The 18,701-nt window shown below is 44.7% G+C and carries 10 protein-coding genes; all 10 read left to right on the forward strand.

Annotated elements, in window-relative coordinates; genetic code table 11:
• Positions 1-132 precede the first annotated feature (132 nt).
• On the forward strand, positions 133-2,097 hold the full coding sequence (locus DDR33_RS07710; protein ID WP_109415197.1) for a glycoside hydrolase family 97 protein: 1,965 nt from the start codon (positions 133-135) through the stop codon (positions 2,095-2,097).
• A 7-nt stretch (positions 2,098-2,104) separates the two neighbouring features.
• A complete protein-coding gene (locus DDR33_RS07715) occupies positions 2,105-6,136 on the forward strand; it encodes a two-component regulator propeller domain-containing protein (RefSeq protein WP_158280676.1) in 4,032 nt (1,343 codons plus the stop codon).
• 122 nt (positions 6,137-6,258) lie between these two features.
• Positions 6,259-9,384: a SusC/RagA family TonB-linked outer membrane protein gene (locus tag DDR33_RS07720; protein ID WP_109415199.1), complete on the forward strand. Its 3,126-nt coding sequence runs from the start codon at positions 6,259-6,261 to the stop codon at positions 9,382-9,384.
• A gap of 55 nt (positions 9,385-9,439) precedes the next feature.
• The gene (locus tag DDR33_RS07725; RefSeq protein ID WP_202913680.1) at positions 9,440-11,227 is read left to right on the forward strand and encodes a RagB/SusD family nutrient uptake outer membrane protein; all 1,788 of its coding nucleotides are present in this window, start codon (positions 9,440-9,442) and stop codon (positions 11,225-11,227) included.
• A gap of 10 nt (positions 11,228-11,237) precedes the next feature.
• Positions 11,238-11,915: a DUF3823 domain-containing protein gene (locus DDR33_RS07730; protein ID WP_109415201.1), complete on the forward strand. Its 678-nt coding sequence runs from the start codon at positions 11,238-11,240 to the stop codon at positions 11,913-11,915.
• A 119-nt stretch (positions 11,916-12,034) separates the two neighbouring features.
• Positions 12,035-13,957, forward strand: coding sequence for a family 43 glycosylhydrolase (locus tag DDR33_RS07735; RefSeq protein WP_109415300.1), 1,923 nt, complete (start codon positions 12,035-12,037; stop codon positions 13,955-13,957).
• A 281-nt stretch (positions 13,958-14,238) separates the two neighbouring features.
• A complete protein-coding gene (locus tag DDR33_RS07740; RefSeq protein ID WP_109415202.1) occupies positions 14,239-15,354 on the forward strand; it encodes a glycoside hydrolase 5 family protein in 1,116 nt (371 codons plus the stop codon).
• A gap of 42 nt (positions 15,355-15,396) precedes the next feature.
• Positions 15,397-16,167 (forward strand): 3-keto-disaccharide hydrolase, encoded by a 771-nt coding sequence (locus tag DDR33_RS07745; RefSeq protein ID WP_109415203.1) that lies wholly within the window; start codon positions 15,397-15,399, stop codon positions 16,165-16,167.
• A gap of 7 nt (positions 16,168-16,174) precedes the next feature.
• A complete protein-coding gene (locus DDR33_RS07750) occupies positions 16,175-17,530 on the forward strand; it encodes a Gfo/Idh/MocA family protein (protein WP_109415204.1) in 1,356 nt (451 codons plus the stop codon).
• 13 nt (positions 17,531-17,543) lie between these two features.
• The gene (locus DDR33_RS07755) at positions 17,544-18,650 is read left to right on the forward strand and encodes a glycoside hydrolase family 88/105 protein (RefSeq protein WP_109415205.1); all 1,107 of its coding nucleotides are present in this window, start codon (positions 17,544-17,546) and stop codon (positions 18,648-18,650) included.
• Positions 18,651-18,701: the final 51 nt, after the last annotated feature.

Genomic DNA, 18,701 nt, shown 5'->3' on the forward strand with positions numbered 1-18,701 from the left:
ATTAATCTTGCTTTAATGTAACCAATTTTCAACAGGTCATTTTCCTGGATAAAAGGAGGTGTTTTGCTTTTCGGGATGGTGGAAAAAGACTTGTTTAAATTTAACTGATTTATAGATCGAATGAGTTTCTTTATGAGCATGATTAGAAATATCCTCTCCGTATTCCTGGTGTTTTGTTGTTTTTTTTGTGCTATTGCGCAGGATATCAGCGTCTCCAGCCCTGATGAAAAGCTTGTCGTCAAGCTCTCGCTGGATCAGGGCAAACTTTACTACAACATTTTCCTGCATGGAAAAGAAATGCTCGAAAAATCTCCTTTGGGATTGCGTGGCGGCCAGGTTGACTTGTCTTCAAATCTGAAGCTGACGGATAAAAGCATATCGGTTATAGTTGAAACCTATTCAGAACAAAAGATAAAGAGAAGCACCGTCCGGTATCTGGCAAACGAGCTGGTGTGCAAATTTGAGAATGGGAATAAGAATCGTTTGGAGGTGATCTTCCGGGTAAGTAACAATAACGTTGCCTTCAGGTATCATATTCCGCAAACGGGTGAAACCGCTAATCTTATTGTAGATGAGGAACTGAGTGGTTATAAGTTTCCGCCCGTCACTACCACTTTTTTAACACCCCAGGCTACACCGATGATTGGATGGATGAAAACGAAACCAAGTTATGAGGAAGAATATACGCCGGATCAGGCGATGGGCATTCCGTCCAGGTATAGGGTGGGGTATACCTTTCCTGCCCTGTTTCATGTGGGCGATATGGGCTGGGTATTACTATCCGAGACGGGTGTAAACAGCTTGTATTGCGGATCTAAATTAAGTGAAGGAACAAAAGACGGATTCTACAAAATAGCTTTTCCCGAAAGTGGTGAAAACAACGGTATCGGCAGTGCCAGGCCTGCCATTGCTTTACCAGGCTATACGCCCTGGCGGACTCTCACCGTGGGGGCAGACCTGAAACCTATTGTGGAAACGACAATTCCGTTTGATCTGGTAAAGCCGGAATATAAGCCATCGCGCAATTATTCCTTTGGCCGCTCTACCTGGAGCTGGTTACTTTGGCAGGACGAAAGTATCAATTTTGAAGACCAGAAGAAGTTTATCGATCTTTCCTCGGCTTTGGGGTATGAATTTGTCCTGGTAGATAATTGGTGGGATACGAAAATTGGCCGTGAAAAGATTGAGCAGCTGGCAGCATACGGAAAAAATAAAGGTGTCAGTTTATGTCTTTGGTACAATTCCAATGGTTTCTGGAGCGACGCTCCGCAGGGCCCTAAGAATAAGATGAATACATCTGCACCGAGGAAGGAGGAAATGGCCTGGATGCAGCGTACAGGAATAAAAGGAATTAAGGTTGATTTTTTTGGGGGAGATAAACAGGAAACACTGAAGCTATATGAAGATATTCTTTCGGATGCTAACGATTACGGGCTGGCTGTTATCTTCCATGGCTGTACCTTGCCGAGGGGATGGGAAAGAATGTATCCGAATTTTGCATCCAGTGAGGCCGTATTGGCTTCTGAAAATCTGATCTTCACCCAGCATGCTAATGATACCGAGGCATTCAACGCGAGTCTGCATCCCTTCATCCGCAACACAGTGGCTTCAATGGACTTCGGGCCTGTATTGTTAAATAAAAGGCATAACCGCGACAATAATGGAGGAACAGTACGGAAGACAACGGAAACATTTCAGCTCGCTACATCTGTATTATTCCAGTCGCCTGTTCAGAACTTTGGCATTACTCCCAATAACCTGGCCGAAATGCCTGCCCATGTGATTGATTTTATGAAACAGGTGCCGACCACCTGGGATGAGACCGTTTTTCTTGATGGGTATCCGGGAAAGTATTGTGTGCTTGCCAGGCGCCATGGCAATACCTGGTATATCGCAGGAATAAATGCTGAAGAAAAGGAAAAAACGATATCCGTTTCTTTACCAATGTTATCTGGTAAAGACTTGCTGCTTTATTCCGATACTAAAAGCAGGGAACCCAGGCGGGAGTCTGTACGGCTTAACAACAACAAAAGTATAAAGCTTACGATGATGCCGGGAGGAGGGAACATCATTGTAGGCCGGGATGCTGGTACATAACGGATGTATGAAGATATATATGAGGATCTTATTCCTTTTTATAGCTTTGTTTCAGGTCTTGTTTCTTGCAGGCCAACCTCCTACGGTTAAGTACTTGTCTTTACAAGAAGGTCTATCTAATCAGCAGGTACTTGATCTTGCTCAAGATGAATCAGGCTTTGTCTGGATTGCTACAGAGTTAGGACTCAATAGATTCGCCAGCAATTCCTTTAAGCAATATTATAAGTCGGAAAAGGCGGATGGAGTGTCTGTTAACAGTAATGAAATTAATACGCTTTTTTACAACAACGGTCAGCTTTATATCGGTACGAGGGCCAATGGCCTTAATGTACTCAACCTGCAAACAAACAGGTTTTCCTATTATCTTCATGATCCCAATAACAACAAGTCTATTGCCACAAATGATATCACTGATATTATCAAAGGTGAAGATGGGTATTTATGGCTCGCCACCTATCACCAGGGAATACAGCGCTTCGATCCGGTAAAGAAAGAATTTGAACATTTCAATAAAAAGCGGATTCCGTCTCTGCCGGAAAACAGTATCTGGTCGCTGGCATTTGATCAACAGGGATTAATGTATGTCGGCCACGTCGGTAAGGGGCTGTCGGTCTTTCATACTCGAAGCGGCAAAGTGGAAGTTCTGAATAAGGAGCGTACTAATGGTATGCTGCCGGATGATGAGGTAAAAGCTTTGTTTTGTGATAGTAAAAATAATATCTGGATTGGGACGAGAAAGGGTTTAGCGGTCTATAATCCCCTTAAACGAAGCATACAGAGTATAAGCCTTGTCAGGCAGGTGAGACAGCCTTTTGTTTACTCCATTAAAGAAATAGATGGCGCCATTTGGGTCGGGGCTGAGTCTTCTCAGCTATTTATCGTCAAGCCTGAGTATGGTATTAACAAGGATGTCCGTAATGTGCGGTCTGTTATTCCGTTTAATCTGGACAAGGGAACCAACTCCTCTGTCCAGCATATAGCCGCGGATAGCTTCGGCAATATCTGGTTAGCAGTATATGGTGTGGGGGTAGGAGTCGTCAGTCATCTTAAACCTTTTTTTAAGGTTTTTCCGGGGGAAGGCATGTCTGCTGGCAGCTTTGGAAAACTGACAGCTGTTAGTGGTATTCTTCTGAACAATGATAATAGTATGTGGCTGGCCACAGTAGGGAATGGGGTTGTTCAGATGAAGGAAGGAGAAGGATTGAAATATCCCAGCCGGGCTAACGGAGGAGCAGACGATTTCCTGCTTTCTGCTTTTTGCGATCGTAAAAACAATAAGTGGTTTGGCTTGCAAAGTGGGGGAGTCGCTGTATTTAATAGCGAAGAAAAGCGTTGGCAGCAAAAGGGGAAGCTGGAGAATATGACCGAAGTGAGGGCTATGATAGAAGACAGCCACGGTCAAATGTGGTTTGCTGCCCAGGAAGGCTTGTTTACACTGGTTCCTGAACAACAAAAATGGCAGAAGCTGATTATCAACAATCCAATGCTGGGTGATTATGCACCCCGTGCACTTGTGGAAGACAGTCGCGGTTACATATGGGCAGGTACTTATGGACAGGGACTTTATGTATTTAACAGGGATTTGAAGCTTGTCCGGAAAATATCAAAGGATGATGGGCTAAAATCTAATACGATAAACCATCTGTTCCGTGATCATAGAAATAATATCTGGATTGCGACCAATGAGGGTATAGCAGTACAGTATGTTAGCAGTGAGCTGGGTCGGATAGAAAATATTGTACCTCCCGGATCGGATGCATGGCTCATAGTTAACGCTATAGCGCAGGATCGGAGTGGAAACCTCTGGTGTTCTACCAAGTCTGGCCTGCTGCGCTATTTGCCTGAAGAAAGACGCTTTCTCAGCTATGACCGCGCTTTTGGCCTGCCTCTCGGTGGTTTTGTAAACAACAGTGTTGCTGTAGATCACAAAGGACGGATGTTCTTTGGGATGCCGGGAGGAGTTTGCTATTTTGACCCCGGTGAAATTCCACTGAAGATAGCGATGTCTTCCATAATGGTGAGCCGCTTTACGGTATTTAACAATGGCGAATCTCACACTCAATCTGAAAAGTACCCTTCTCTGGCACAGGAGATCCTACTGAACCATGATGAGAATAGTTTTCGTATTGAACTTGCTGTAATGGATTATGCCCTGAACGATCTGGTAGAATTCAGTTATAAACTCCAGGGACTTGATGAAGACTGGATTTTTATGGGTAGTGAGAAAAACCTGGATTTTCGGAACATTCCATACGGAAAATATGAACTTCGGATACGTACTCGTCAAAAAAACGAAAACTGGCCGGATAACTACAAACGCTTATTTATTGTTATATCTCCTCCATTTTATTTAAGTCCTTATGCGTTCGTCTTTTATGGTCTGCTTGTAGCGACCATTGTTTTTGTTGTCGTTTTCTTCTATATAAAAAAAATCAAAGCAGAAGCGGAACTCAGGTTGAAGAAGCACCAGCTTGTGCATGACGAAAAACTATATACGGAACGACTGAATTTTTTTACCAATATCACCCACGAACTTCGGACCCCTTTAACTTTAATTCTGGGCCCTCTTCATGATCTGCTTAACGAAGATAAGCTTTCATCAAGGCATCGGGACCTGGTTCAAACTGTGCAGAAGAGTGCTAACCGGCTTTTTGCATTGGTCAGTCAGCTGCTGGAATTCAGGAAAGTAGAGTCCCAATACAAGCAATTGGTGTTAGGAGAAGGCTTCATCGGTGAGATGCTGCAGGAGATTGTTGCCAAGTATGCAGAGTCAAATAGCAAGAAAGCTTTCTCTATCTCCTGCATAGTTCCCCGGCCTGACGTGAAGACTTCTTTTGATGCAGAAATCGTACAGCTGGTGATGGATAATTTGTTGTCGAACGCATGTAAATACACCTCTGCAGGTAGTATTGAGGTTCGATTGGAATATGAACAAGACCGGTTAAGCACATGGGCCGTCATTTACGTAAAGGACTCCGGCTGCGGCATTGCACCTGAATATCTGGATAAGATATTTGATAAATTCTACCAGGTACCGCGTTCGGCCATGCAGGGGACGGGGGTGGGTTTGGCTTTGGTCAGGGAACTGGTTGCTATCCACCATGGAAAGATTTTGGTCAAAAGTGAGCCTGAAAAAGGAAGTGAATTCTGTGTACGCTTGTTAACAAACGCTGTTGCGACAGGCGGCAACGAAAAGGATGAATCACTTTCTTTTACAGACGGGACACACCATGTGGATGGAGACCATTCTCCTTTGTTATTGCTGGTAGAAGATGATACGGATCTCCGGGAATATTTAACATCGTTGCTGCGGCATCGATATGAGATCATATCTGCAGAAAATGGCAGCAGTGGCTTTGACATGGCCACGAACCGGATCCCGGACCTGATCCTGAGTGATATTGTTATGCCGGATATGGATGGGTTCGGTATGCTCAAGAAACTGAAACAGGAAAGGGAAACAAGTCATATTCCGATTATATTCTTAACGGCTAAAGATGGAGATACTGACAGACAACATGGCTACGAATTGGGCGTTGACTCCTATTTAACTAAGCCGGTGAGTGCTCAACTCCTTTACCAGCGTATCGAAAACCTGCTGTTAAAGAGGAAGGAGACCTATGCTGAAGTCCTGGCACAATTGTCAGTGCAAAACGAGCCGGAGACAGCCCGGTCAGGGCGGGAAGAGGAATTGTGGCGGGAGAATGCTTTTGTGAGGGAGTTTGTAAGCCTGGTAGAAGAGTGCATCCTTGATGAAGTTTTAGACGCCGCTACTCTGGCGGAGAAAATGAACATGAGCCAGTCTACTCTATACCGAAAGCTCAAAGGCCTCACGGGTAAGAATATCAATCAGCTTGTTCGTAAAGTGAGAATTCAAAAAGCGGCAGAACTTCTGCGTTCGGGACAATATAATGTAACTGAAGTCTCTTTTATGGTCGGGATTAATAGTTCTATCTATTTCCGGCAATGCTTTAAAGAAGAGTTCGGATTGCTGCCTTCCGAATATCAAAAAGAAGCTTTAAACAGCAAACAACGCTAATTTGACGAAAAACTAGATGCTAATTGACGGATCTCTATACGTTCGGCGATAGCTGGATCTCCTATGTTTGATTTCATAAATCAATTATAAATCCATTTACAAATGAGTAGAACTAACAGATTATGAAAAACCTGAAGATTATTTTTATCTGCATAGCGGTGTGGGCGGTTCCCATATTGTCTTATGCGCAGCGTAAGATTTCAGGACAGGTAATCAACAAGGACAATGAGCCGGTTAATGGTGCTACAGTACTTGTCGAGGGCTCGCCTACTGAAATAACGGACACTGACGAAAAAGGTAATTTCAAATTAACGGCGTCAAAAGGCACGTTGCTGGTGACTTGCGTTGGTTACAAGAATCAGCGTGTTGCTATCGGGGAAAATACGCAGCTTTCTATCGTCCTGGAAAAGGATGATCGGTTGCTGGAGGAGGTCGTTGTTGTGGGGTACGGGACACAATCCAAACGCAACATTACAGGTGCGGTGAGCAATATCAAATCTGAAGATATTGTTCGGTCGTCTTCCTCCACAGCAGCGGGTGCTTTAGCGGGAAAGGTACAGGGGGTTTCTGTGCGTGCAAAAGACGCACGCCCCGGAAGAGGTGCAAGCATTGAAATCAGGAATATGGGAAACCCGCTGTATGTAATTGATGGGATAGCGTATGGCGGACAAACCGGAACGGACTGGGTGGGAACACAAAATGGCTCTGGTGCTGATATTTTTAATTCCCTTAATCTGGAAGACATTGAGAGCATTTCTATCCTTAAGGATGCGGCAGCTGCAGTGTATGGTTTCAGGGCGTCGAGAGGCGTTGTATTGATCACTACGAAGAAGGGAAAACGTAACGAAACTGCAAAGATAAATATCAATGGCTACCAGGGCTGGCAAAACCTGACGCGCTTTCCGGACATGGCGAATGCCGCCCAGTATACCCGGGGACTTGTTGAAGCTGCCCAGAATGAAGGACGGGACCCTAATTCCGTTTATTCGTCCCAGGAACTTGCGAAATGGCAGGCTGGTACAGAGCCCGGATATAAAAGTTATGATTACTATGATATGGTAATCAGGAAAAATATTCCGCAGCGTTACATCAATGCAAACGTAACAGGAGGAGCAGAGAAATCTAGTTACTTCCTTTCCGCAGGACATATGGATCAGGAAGCCATGATGAAAGATTTCTCTTATAAACGGACCAATTTACAGGCCAATATGGAAGCTGCTATTTTTGAGGGCTTTAGTATTGGAACACAAATTTCGGGACGCCAGGAAACGACTAAGGATGTGGGCCTTCCCGGCGGTGACGGATATTTCTCTTCCATTATCGCTATATTCAAGAACAGACCAACAGTAGGTCCTTATGCAAATGATAATCCGGAGTACCCGAACCACACAAACGATTTTCCGTATAACCCGGCCTTGTTCAGCCGGGATATAGCAGGATATAAAGACAATATTTACCGTAGCGGGAATATTAACCTTTTTGCTTCTTATAAAACGAAGTTTGGACTATCTGCCAAAGGGACAGTCTCCTATAATTATACCAACAATAAATTCGATGGGTTTCAATATACTTATGATGTTTACAGATATGAAAATAGCAGCTATATACGTACCGGGGGAAGTGATGCGGGATGGCGATATGAAACACAACGTGAACTGGTCTCGCGGTTTGCTCAGCTTCAGGTAGATTATACAAAGCAGCTGGGTAATCACAATTTCTCAGCTATGCTGGGGTATGAAAGGTCTGACTGGGACAGAACCTATAAGGGCTTAGGCGCTAATCCCTCAAGTGACTACATCCCCTTAATGAAGCTTTCGGAGCTGAATGGCCTTTCAGACGAATGGGCTTATGAAGCGCGTGCCGGATATATAGGACGAATCAATTACAATTACAGGGGGAAATATTTACTGGAATTGCTGGGACGTTATGACGGATCATATTTGTATTATAAGGGAAAACGATGGGGTTTCTTTCCCGGCGTGTCTCTGGGATGGCGCATCTCCGATGAAAGTTTCTTTGAGCCGCTTAAGAATACTGTCTCTGATATGAAAATAAGAGCGTCTGTTGGGCAAACGGGGCTGGAGGAAGGGGTCGGTATGCACGACTATTTAGCCGGCTACAATTTTGGTCAGGGTGATGCCATATTAGATGGAAGTTATATTCCGGGTGTTCAGCCCCGTGCATTGCCAATCCGGAATCTTTCATGGGTGAAGAACACCAATTATAACATCGGAGTGGATGTGGCACTATGGAATAATAAGCTGACCATTACGGCAGATGCTTTTAAGATCATACGCACAGGCGCCCCGGCCAAGCGATATGACGTATTGCTGCCGGTTGAAGTCGGATATGATCTTCCAAATGAAAATCTTAATAAAAACGGATACTACGGAGCAGAAGGTATTGTTACATACAATAATAAGATTGGTGAGGTTAACTATGTTTTAAGTGGAAATGTCACATTTTCCCGCTACAAAAGTTTAGAAACTTATAAGCCGCGCTTTAGCAATTCCTGGGATGAATACAGGAACTCTGCTGAAGAACGCTGGGGTGGTGTCTGGTGGGGATATCAGGTGATCGGACGTTTTAAGTCGGAAGAAGAAATCAGGAACTATCCGATCAATAATGACGGAAATAATAACAGGACACAACTGCCCGGTGATTTGATTTACAAGGATGTCAATAACGATGGTATTATCAACTGGATGGATGAACGCCCCATTGGATATCCAACGGGATGGGCGCCAATGATGAGCTTTGGAGGTCGTATAGGCCTGGATTGGAAAGGCATCGACCTGAACATAGATCTGGCTGGAGGAGCCGTTCAATCATGGTTCCAGGACTATGAACTGAGAAACGCTTTTCACGGAGGGGGAAATTCGCCGGCCTATCTTCTGGAAGACAGATGGCATCGTGCGAATCCTTACGATCCTAACAGCGAATGGATCCCAGGTTATTATCCGGCAATCCGTAATGGCAACACAGGACCCAACAGCGCGAACAGCGATTTCTGGCTCACTAATGTGCGCTACCTCAGGGTGCGAAACCTGGAGCTCGGATATAATCTGCCCAGGGCGATAACAAGCAAAATCAGGGCTGAGAAAGTTCGCTTCTATGTCAACGGATCTAATCTGTTTTCTTTCGATAACGTAAGCAAGTTTCAGATCGATCCCGAAATTGAAGCACGGGCAGCTGTTGTGTATCCTCAACAAAAGGTATTTATGCTGGGATTCAATATGACATTTTAAGGAACCGGAAATGAAAAGACTATATATATCTATTGTTTTATTAATATGCTTCTGCATGTCAAGCTGTAATCATGACGACTGGTTTGACCGTGATCCGAAACAGATGATTACCGATGATCAATTATGGAATAACCCAAAATTGATAACATCTTTACTCGCAAACTACTATAACAGGTTGCCAACCCTGCATGGAGTATTCAATACAGGGGGAATGACGGAGATTGACGATGCAATGTGGTCAGGTCATCGCGATCAGAACTGGAGAAATGATTTTCAGTTCGGAGATGATTACGGCCGCTATTGGGATTACGGACTTATCCGCGACCTTAATCTCTCTCTGGAAAATATCGGGAAGTTAAGCACACAGCTGTCTGATGAGCAAAAGCGGCAGTTTATAGCTGAACTTCGCTTCATTCGTGCTTTTGTTTATTTCGAAATGGTAAAGCGCATGGGGGGAGTGCCGATCGTGACGACTCAGCTGATCTACGACTTTAGTGGTGATCCTACGCCATTGCAGGTCCCGCGTGCGAAAGAATATGAGGTTTACGATTTTATTTTTACAGAACTGGAAGCCATTAAAGAAGATTTAGCCGGAAATATCAAAAGTAAAACCCGGGCTAACAGGTACGCGGTGCTCGCCCTTGAAAGCCGGGCTATGCTCTATGCCGCTTCTATTGCTAAATATAACAGCTTAATGGGCTCTCCTGTTACAACTCCGGGGGGAGAAGTGGGAATTCCGGCCTCAATGGCAAATGATTATTACACTAAATCATTAACGGCTTCAAAAGAGATTATCAGCGGCCCCTACAAACTTTTTAACGAGAACCCTGATAAAGGCGCCAACTTCTACGACATGCTGAATAAGAAAACAGGAAGTGAGGTAATCTTCGCTAAAGATTACGTGACCGGTTTGAAAGTTCATCGTTTTGCTTATGATAATATTGTTAAAAGCCTTACCGAAGATAATGAATCTTCTTCGACGATATCTCCATCTCTCAGTTTCGTCGAGAGCTTTGATTATCTCGATGGAAGTAAAGGTGTTCTGCATGATAGAGACGCAGCTGGTAACTATATAGCTTACTCCCGGATCAGCGATATCTTCGCGAATAAAGACGCCCGTTTGTATGGTACCGTTGTCTACCCCGGTACAACATTCAAAAATCTTCCGGTGAGCATACAGGCAGGCGTGGCTGTATGGAATGATGGAACTTATCAGTTGACAACGGCGGCAGAACTGGGAAAAAACTATACAGATGGTCAGCTCTGGACTGGATTTGACGGGCCTAAGGACGATGCGATGGATGTAAGTAATACAGGGTTTTATATTCGTAAATTCGTAAGTGATGCCCCGGCGGCAAGCACGAGGGGAACATCTGCCGCAAATTGGTGGCCGTGGTTTCGCCTTGGCGAGATTTATCTGAATGCCGCGGAAGCTGCATTTGAACTGGGGCAGGCAGATGCACGCGACTATATTAATACATTGAGGGAGCGGGCTGGTTTTCCGGCGAATAGCATTCAAACCCTGACAACGGATATTATCCGTAATGAGCGCCGTGTCGAACTTGCATTTGAAGACCATCGTTACTTTGATCTGAAAAGATGGCGTATTGCACATTTAGTTTGGGATGGATCTGAAAATGATCCTAACGCTGTAGTCCATGGGTTATTCGCGTACCGGGTGATAAGGCCAGGACATCCCGATAATGGCAAATTTATATTCGAGCGTGTAAGGCCAAGCCGCTTCCGGAGGGCGCGGTTCTTCCGTTTGGCTAATTACTATTCTTCTATTGCTCAGGACGTATTGAACAAAAATCCAAAACTCGTTAGAAATCCATTTCAGTAATCTTATTGCGATGAAAAGTAAGCTTTTAATATCCCTGGTCATAACGGCTGGTTTGCTGTTTACAGGTTGCGAATATGATAATTTTGAGGCTCCCGGAGCCATGCTTTCCGGGAAGGTGGTGTATGAAGGAAAGGCAGTTGGTGTGCGAAGCAACGGTCCCCAGCTGGAACTTTGGCAGGATGGTTTTCCGCTTCGCTCGTTAATACCAGTGTTCATCAATCAGGATGGAACTTTTTCTGCCAGTTTGTTCGACGGAAAATACAAACTGGTTCGCAAAGGAGATTCACCATGGCTGCAGCAAGCGACAGATACGATCATTGTGAATGTTAAAGGGAATACCTATTTAGACGTCCCCGTAACACCCTATTTCACCATTACTGATGAGTCTTTTCAAAAGTCCGGGAACACTGTTACGGCGCGGTTCGCTGTTAATAAGATCGTAGAAAATGCCAGGGTTGAATTGGTGCGCCTTTATTTAGGCAAGTCAATATTAACGGATCAGGTACAACGCGAACTCCGGGTAGATGGTAATGCTGATAACCTGGTGTTTGGCCAGCAAACTGTTATCGCGGGCGAGATTCCAGACAACCTGAAAAACCTGGACTATGTATTTGCAAGGCTGGGTGTTAAATCAACTTCATCCGGAGAGTATTATTACACCCCGGTACAAAAAGTTGCTCTGAAATAAGACCCGGTTTTGCGGAAGAGCAATGCGGGATTCCCCTCATTGCTCTTATATTGTGATTTGACTCCATTGCAGATGTTTTATAACATATTTTAACAATACGATTACCTTCAATGATTAAGATGAAGAAAGAATACGGATGCACGCGCTTAGCGCTCCTCATTACTCTTATAACCGGTTTTCTTGCAAATTCCTTCGGGCAAAGTTATAGATATGGTCCGGCAGACAAAGATTTTGCAGGCTACCTGTTTGCCTATTTCAAAGGAAACGCAGTAGAAGATGAGGCGGTTTGCTTTGCGATCAGTACGGACGGGTACACCTACCGGGCGTTGAATGAAAACAAGCCTGTTATGGATTCAAAGAAGATCAGCAGCACAGGTGGCGTGCGCGACCCGCATATTCTTCGCGGAGAAGACGGCCGCTCGTTTTACATGGTTCTCACTGACATGACTTCGTCAAAAGGCTGGGATTCTAACCGTGCGATGGTTCTTTTGAAGTCTGATGATCTGTTGCACTGGAAACATACTGTCATTAATATACAACAGCGTTACAAAGGGCATGATAACCTGAAGCGCGTGTGGGCTCCTCAAACCATATATGATTCAACTGTTGGTAAGTATATGATATACTGGTCCATGCAACACGGCAATGGGCCTGATATCATTTACTATGCTTATGCGAACAGTGCATTTACTGACCTGGAAGCAGAGCCTAAGGTTTTGTTCCGTCCTAAAAATGGCAAATCATGTATTGACGGCGACATCATCAGCAAGAACGGACTCTTCTATCTTTTTTACAAAACAGAGGGCGATGGGAATGGAATAAAACTGGCAATTACCGATTCCCTGACATCCGGAAAGTGGATTGAACAACCTGGTTACAAACAGCAAACCAGGGATGCTGTAGAGGGATCAAGTATATTTAAGCTGAACCATTCGGATAAATATATACTGATGTACGACGTATATGGCAAGGGAAAATATCAGTTTTGCGAAACGGTAGATCTGGATAGATTTAAAGTGATAGATCAGGATGTAAAGATGGATTTCCATCCCCGGCATGGATCTGTTATTCCGGTTACCCGTAAAGAACTAAAAGCCCTGACTGGGCGTTGGGGAGTGCCTCAGGGGATGGAAATAACGATGAGGAAGAATCCGGTGCTTGATGGATTTTATGCTGACCCTGACGTGCTGTACTCCAATAAGACCAGGAAATATTATATCTATCCTACCAGTGACGGGTTTGACGGCTGGGGAGGCTACTATTTTAAAGCATTTTCTTCAGGAGACCTGACAAATTGGACCGACGAAGGAATTATCCTGGATTTAAAGAAAGATGTCTCCTGGGGAAACCGTAATGCCTGGGCTCCGGCCATCACTGAAAAGAAAGTAAAAGGAGGTTATAAATATTATTACTACTTCACTGCTGCTCAAAAAATTGGGGTTGCTGTATCGGACGGGCCTTCTGGTCCTTTTGCGGATTCGGGCAAACCTCTGATTGATTTTAAACCTGAAGGAGTGAAAGGAGGACAGGAGATTGATCCCGCTGTGTTCAACGATCCGAAAAGCGGCAAAAGCTATTTATACTGGGGAAACGGGTACCTGGCAGTTGCAGAACTCAATAAAGATATGATTTCGGTTAAGAGAAACACCGTAAGAGTGCTGACGCCGGATAAAACGTTCAGGGAAGGTGCTTATGTGATATACCGGAATGGAACGTACTACTTTCTATGGTCAGAAGATGACACACGCAGTGAAAATTACCGGGTACGCTACGGGACGTCCAGATCGCCGTTGGGGCCTATAGATATACCGGAAAATAACCTGATTCTTCAAAAAGATCCCTCCCTTGGTATTTATGGTACCGGACATTGTTCTGTGCTGAAAATTCCCGGAAAGGATGAATGGTATATAGTCTATCACCGGTTTAATTACCCGGATGGAATACATATGGGGGATGCAGCGGGCTTTAATCGCGAGGTTTGTATGGACCGCCTGTTTTTTGACAGCAAGGGATCTATTCTTCCAGTGGTTCCGACACTGTAGTGCCTGCAATCTCAGAATGAAACGCAGGTCGGCGGAGCCTTCTTCTGCACATACAATACCAGGGCCCGGATTTCAAATCCGGGCCTTTCCTATTAAGACAAAACTCTTTGTTCTTGCACAGTAACCCCAATTTTTTCATAAACTGATACGAATCGACAAACGATTGAACAAATTTTATAAGTTTCATTGATTTACTTTGATCCTTAATAAAACCAATAATAACACGCAACGCAGGTGCACAGGTATACAAGCATTACATCTGCAAGGCATAATGAACGTTTATGAAATTAAAATCACTTACCTTAATTGTTGCAGGCTTAATTTTGCAGGCCACCTCTTTTGCTCAGGTCAATGTTGTTGAACCGGCTAAGGTATGGTCGGAAGAAAAAGCGAACGAATGGTACAAACAACAACCCTGGCTGGTAGGCGCTGATTATATACCGGCAAATGCAATTAATCAATTGGAAATGTGGCAGGCCAGCACTTTTGATCCCCGTACCATAGATAAAGAGCTGGGTTGGGCAGAGGGCCTCGGGATGAATACGATGCGGGTATTTTTGCATAGCCTGGCGTACAAAGCAGATCCTGCAGGTTTTAAGTCACGTGTAGGGCAATTTCTGAGCATTGCAGATAAGCATCACATAAAACCGATGTTTGTGTTTTTTGATGATTGCTGGAATAAAGTCCCTCAAATGGGCAAACAACCTGAAAAGAAAACGGGAATACATAATTCAGGCTGGATGCAGGATCCGGGCGATCCGGCTTATAATGAACCTGCAAATTATCCCGCTCTGGAATCGTATGTGAAAGATATATTGAAGACCTTTTCACATGACAAGCGTATCCTGCTTTGGGATCTTTACAACGAACCGGGAAACAGCGGGAAGAAGGGCACCAGTATAACTTTATTGACGAAAATCTTCACATGGGCACGGGAGATTAATCCTGATCAGCCAATTACTGCCGGACTTTGGAGTTGGGGCGAAAGCTTTCAGGAGCTCAACAGGTTTCAGCTGGCTAACTCCGACGTCGTTTCATACCATTGTTATGATGAACCGGAAAGGCATCTGCGCACTATAGAGCTGCTGAAGTATTACGGAAAACCACTGTTCTGTACAGAATATATGGCCCGTACCCGTAACAGTACGTTTATCAACACGTTGCCATTACTTAAAAAGCACCAAGTTGCGGCTATAAACTGGGGATTTGTCGACGGGAAAACCAATACGAAATACGCATGGGATACCCCTATGGCAGATGGTGGTGAACCAAAATTGTGGTTTCATGAAATATTCAGAGCAGATGGTACTCCCTATAAAAAGGAGGAAACAGACCTGATCCGTAAATTAACCAGCACCAACAGTAGTGTTAATGCTACTGGCAGTCTAGTCAAATAGAAAACCATCATAAACACATACATAGAACACTAATTTAAATTCATGAAAAGGTACAGATTCATTTATGCTGTATTATTGACGGTGTTTGCAGTGAACATTGCAAATGCTCAGAACAGCAGATCAACAAAAACACAGTCGCAGAACAACACACTTAGTACACAAGAAAAGAAAGAAGGCTTTCAGCTGCTTTGGAACGGGAAAGATTCAAAGGGCTGGCGGGCCTTATTTAAGGACCATTTCCCGGAAAAAGGCTGGCAGATGAAAGACGGAATTCTCACCGTAAAATCATCAGACGGACAGGAGCAGGGGTCTGGCGGCGACATTGTGACCATCAAAGAGTACTCTGCTTTTATATTGAAATTTGATTTCAAACTCACTGAAGGTGCGAACAGTGGCGTTAAGTATTTTGTCACAGAAAGGGAAAAAACCAAACTGTCGGGTATTGGCCTGGAATTCCAGGTGCTTGATGACGACCGTCACCCTGACGCAAAACTGGGTAAGAACGGAAACCGCAAACTGGCATCTTTATACGATTTGATCCCATCGAATAAGCCAGCCTCAGTGATAAAGCCTATAGGTGAATGGAACTCCGGTGAGGTAAGAGTATACCCTAATAACCATGTTGAACACTGGCTGAACGGAGTTAAGGTGGTTGAGTATGAGCGTGGATCGAAGGAGTTTAAGAATCTTGTTGCAGGAAGCAAATACGCAAAGTGGGAAAACTTTGGTGAAGCGCCAAAAGGCCATATCCTGCTGCAGGATCATGGTAATGAAGTTTCATATAGAAACATCAGGATAAAAGAGCTTAATTAACCGGTGAATGGAGAAATCTAGAAGGGATTTTATTAAGACTGCGGCAATCGCCGCGGCTGGTACCTACGCAGGAACACTTGGCATGACGGCAAAAAGCTACGCTAGTATTCTGGGTGCTAATGACAGGGTAAGGGTAGGAGTGGTGGGTTTTTCAGACAGGTTTAAAGATACGCTGTTTCCATGTTTTCTGAACCATTACAAAGAACTGAACTTCGATATGGTTGCTGTTTCCGACCTCTGGAGCTATCGCCGGGAACTGGGAGCAGAGCATATTAAAAGTAAGATCGGTCATGGTGTTAAAACCTGCCGGAACAACGACGAGCTTTATGCTTTGAAAGATCTGGATGCCGTAATCATCAGCACTCCTGACTTTTCACACGCTTTAAATGCTATTGAGGCAGTACAGGCAAAAAAAGATGTGTACTGTGAAAAGCCTTTTGCAGAAACGATGGACGATGCGCGAGCTGCTTTGAAGGCCGTAAGGGCATCAAAACAAATCCTGCAAATAGGATCACAAAGGCGCAGCGGGCAGAATTATCAGGCTGCCGCTGAGTTTATCAAGCAGGGGAAATTTGGCAATATTACTATGGTCGAATTGAGCTGGAACGTCAACCAACCAGGGCGCTGGCGTCGCCCGGCCCTGGTAGCGAAGCTTAAAGAAGAAGATACCGACTGGAAGCGGTTTTTATTAAACCGGCCCTTTGAGCCTTTTGATCCGCGGATATACCTCGAATACCGGCTGTTCTGGCCTTACTCTTCCGGGATGCCCGGACAGTGGATGAGCCACCAGATCGATACTGTACATTGGTTTACCGGTTTACAGCATCCGCGCAGTGTAACCGCTAACGGCGGGATCTATCAATGGAAAGACGGCCGCCGTAACTGGGATACCACAACTGCCGTTTTTGATTACGGTCCGGCTGACGATTTGAATAAGGGATTCCAGGTGGTATTTACATCGCGGATGCATAACGGGGACGAAAAACCTGCTGAGATCTATTACTCCAACGGAGGAGAATTGAATCTTATTACCAATACGGTATCGCCGCAGGGAGGCCTTACAGCCGGCGCTGCTTCAGCAATGGGCATGAAACCCAACTTATTGCCGGATGTAAAGCTGGCCGCGCCATCTTCCGTGATTGCCTCGGCCAATACGGGCGCCGATATATTGAGTTCCAATCACATGCGAAACTGGCTGGAGTGCATCCGCAGCCGGAAAGAACCTAATGCGCCGGTAGAGGCGGGCTACCAGCATTCTATAGCAAACATCATGACCAACGCTGCTGTGCGTACTGGCGGAAAGGCAACATTTGATGCTGCCACCCAGGAAGTGATGGTAAACGGTAAAGTGTTTAAATATTAATATTACGACAGAGATGAACAGAAGATTATTGACATTATTACTCCTCTTGCCCTTTCATGTTTTATTCGCGCAGAAGAACCTTCTGACGGATTTTCCGAAAGGCTATACACCCCAGGAAGTTGGAAAGCGTCTGGCACACCGTTTTGTAGGTGGAAAACATGCGCTTCATGCAGGGAAATGGATCAGCTACCCGGAAACGTTCAATTGGAATGGTTCCCTTAAATTTGCTGCACTAACAAAAGATAAAGAGCTTCTCAAGCTTTTGCAGGATAAGTTTGAGCCGCTGTTTACGACTGAAAAGCAGTTGCTGCCTATTATGAACCATGTGGATCTGAACATGTTTGGAAGTTTACCTCTGGAGCTTTATCAGATCACAAAGGAAAAGCGATACTTCGAATTAGGAATGCCATATGCCGATACTCAATGGATTGTTCCGGAAGATGCCAGTCCACAAGCAAAGGAATGGGCTGAAAAAGGCTATTCATGGCAAACACGCCTGTGGATTGATGATATGTATATGATCACCATCGTACAAACACAGGCTTATAAAGTGACCAAAGACAGGAAGTATATAGACAGGGCGGCCAAAGAAATGGTACTTTACCTGGATGAGCTGCAGCGCCCTAACGGACTTTTTTATCATGCTCCTGATGTACCGTTTTACTGGGGGCGTGGCAACGGATGGATGGCTGCAGGTATGACAGAGTTGCTTCGTTATCTGCCAAAAGATAACAAAGACCGCCCGCGTATTCTTAAGGGTTATCTGACCATGATGAAGAGCTTGAAAGAACACCAGGCTCCATCCGGTATGTGGAATCAGTTGATCGACGACCCACAATGCTGGGCTGAGACATCAGGTACAGCTATGTTTACATATGCTATGATTACAGGAGTGAAGCAGGGATGGCTGGATAAACAGGAATATGCACCTGTAGCCCGGAAAGCCTGGATGGCGATGGTCCCGTATATTAATGAGAACGGTGCAGTGAGGGAAGTTTGTGTCGGAACAAATAAGAAGAACGACAAACAGTATTATTATGATCGCCCCCGTAATGTAGGTGATTATCATGGGCAGGCTCCCTATCTCTGGTGCACTGTTGCCCTTTTAGAAAAGATGTAAAACAGACCTGAACCGCTTCATGTCAATAGTAGCGTGCTAATAGATCCCGGG

Origin of the sequence: Pararcticibacter amylolyticus (assembly GCF_003130405.1) — a bacterium.
GTDB lineage: Bacteria > Bacteroidota > Bacteroidia > Sphingobacteriales > Sphingobacteriaceae > Arcticibacter > Arcticibacter amylolyticus.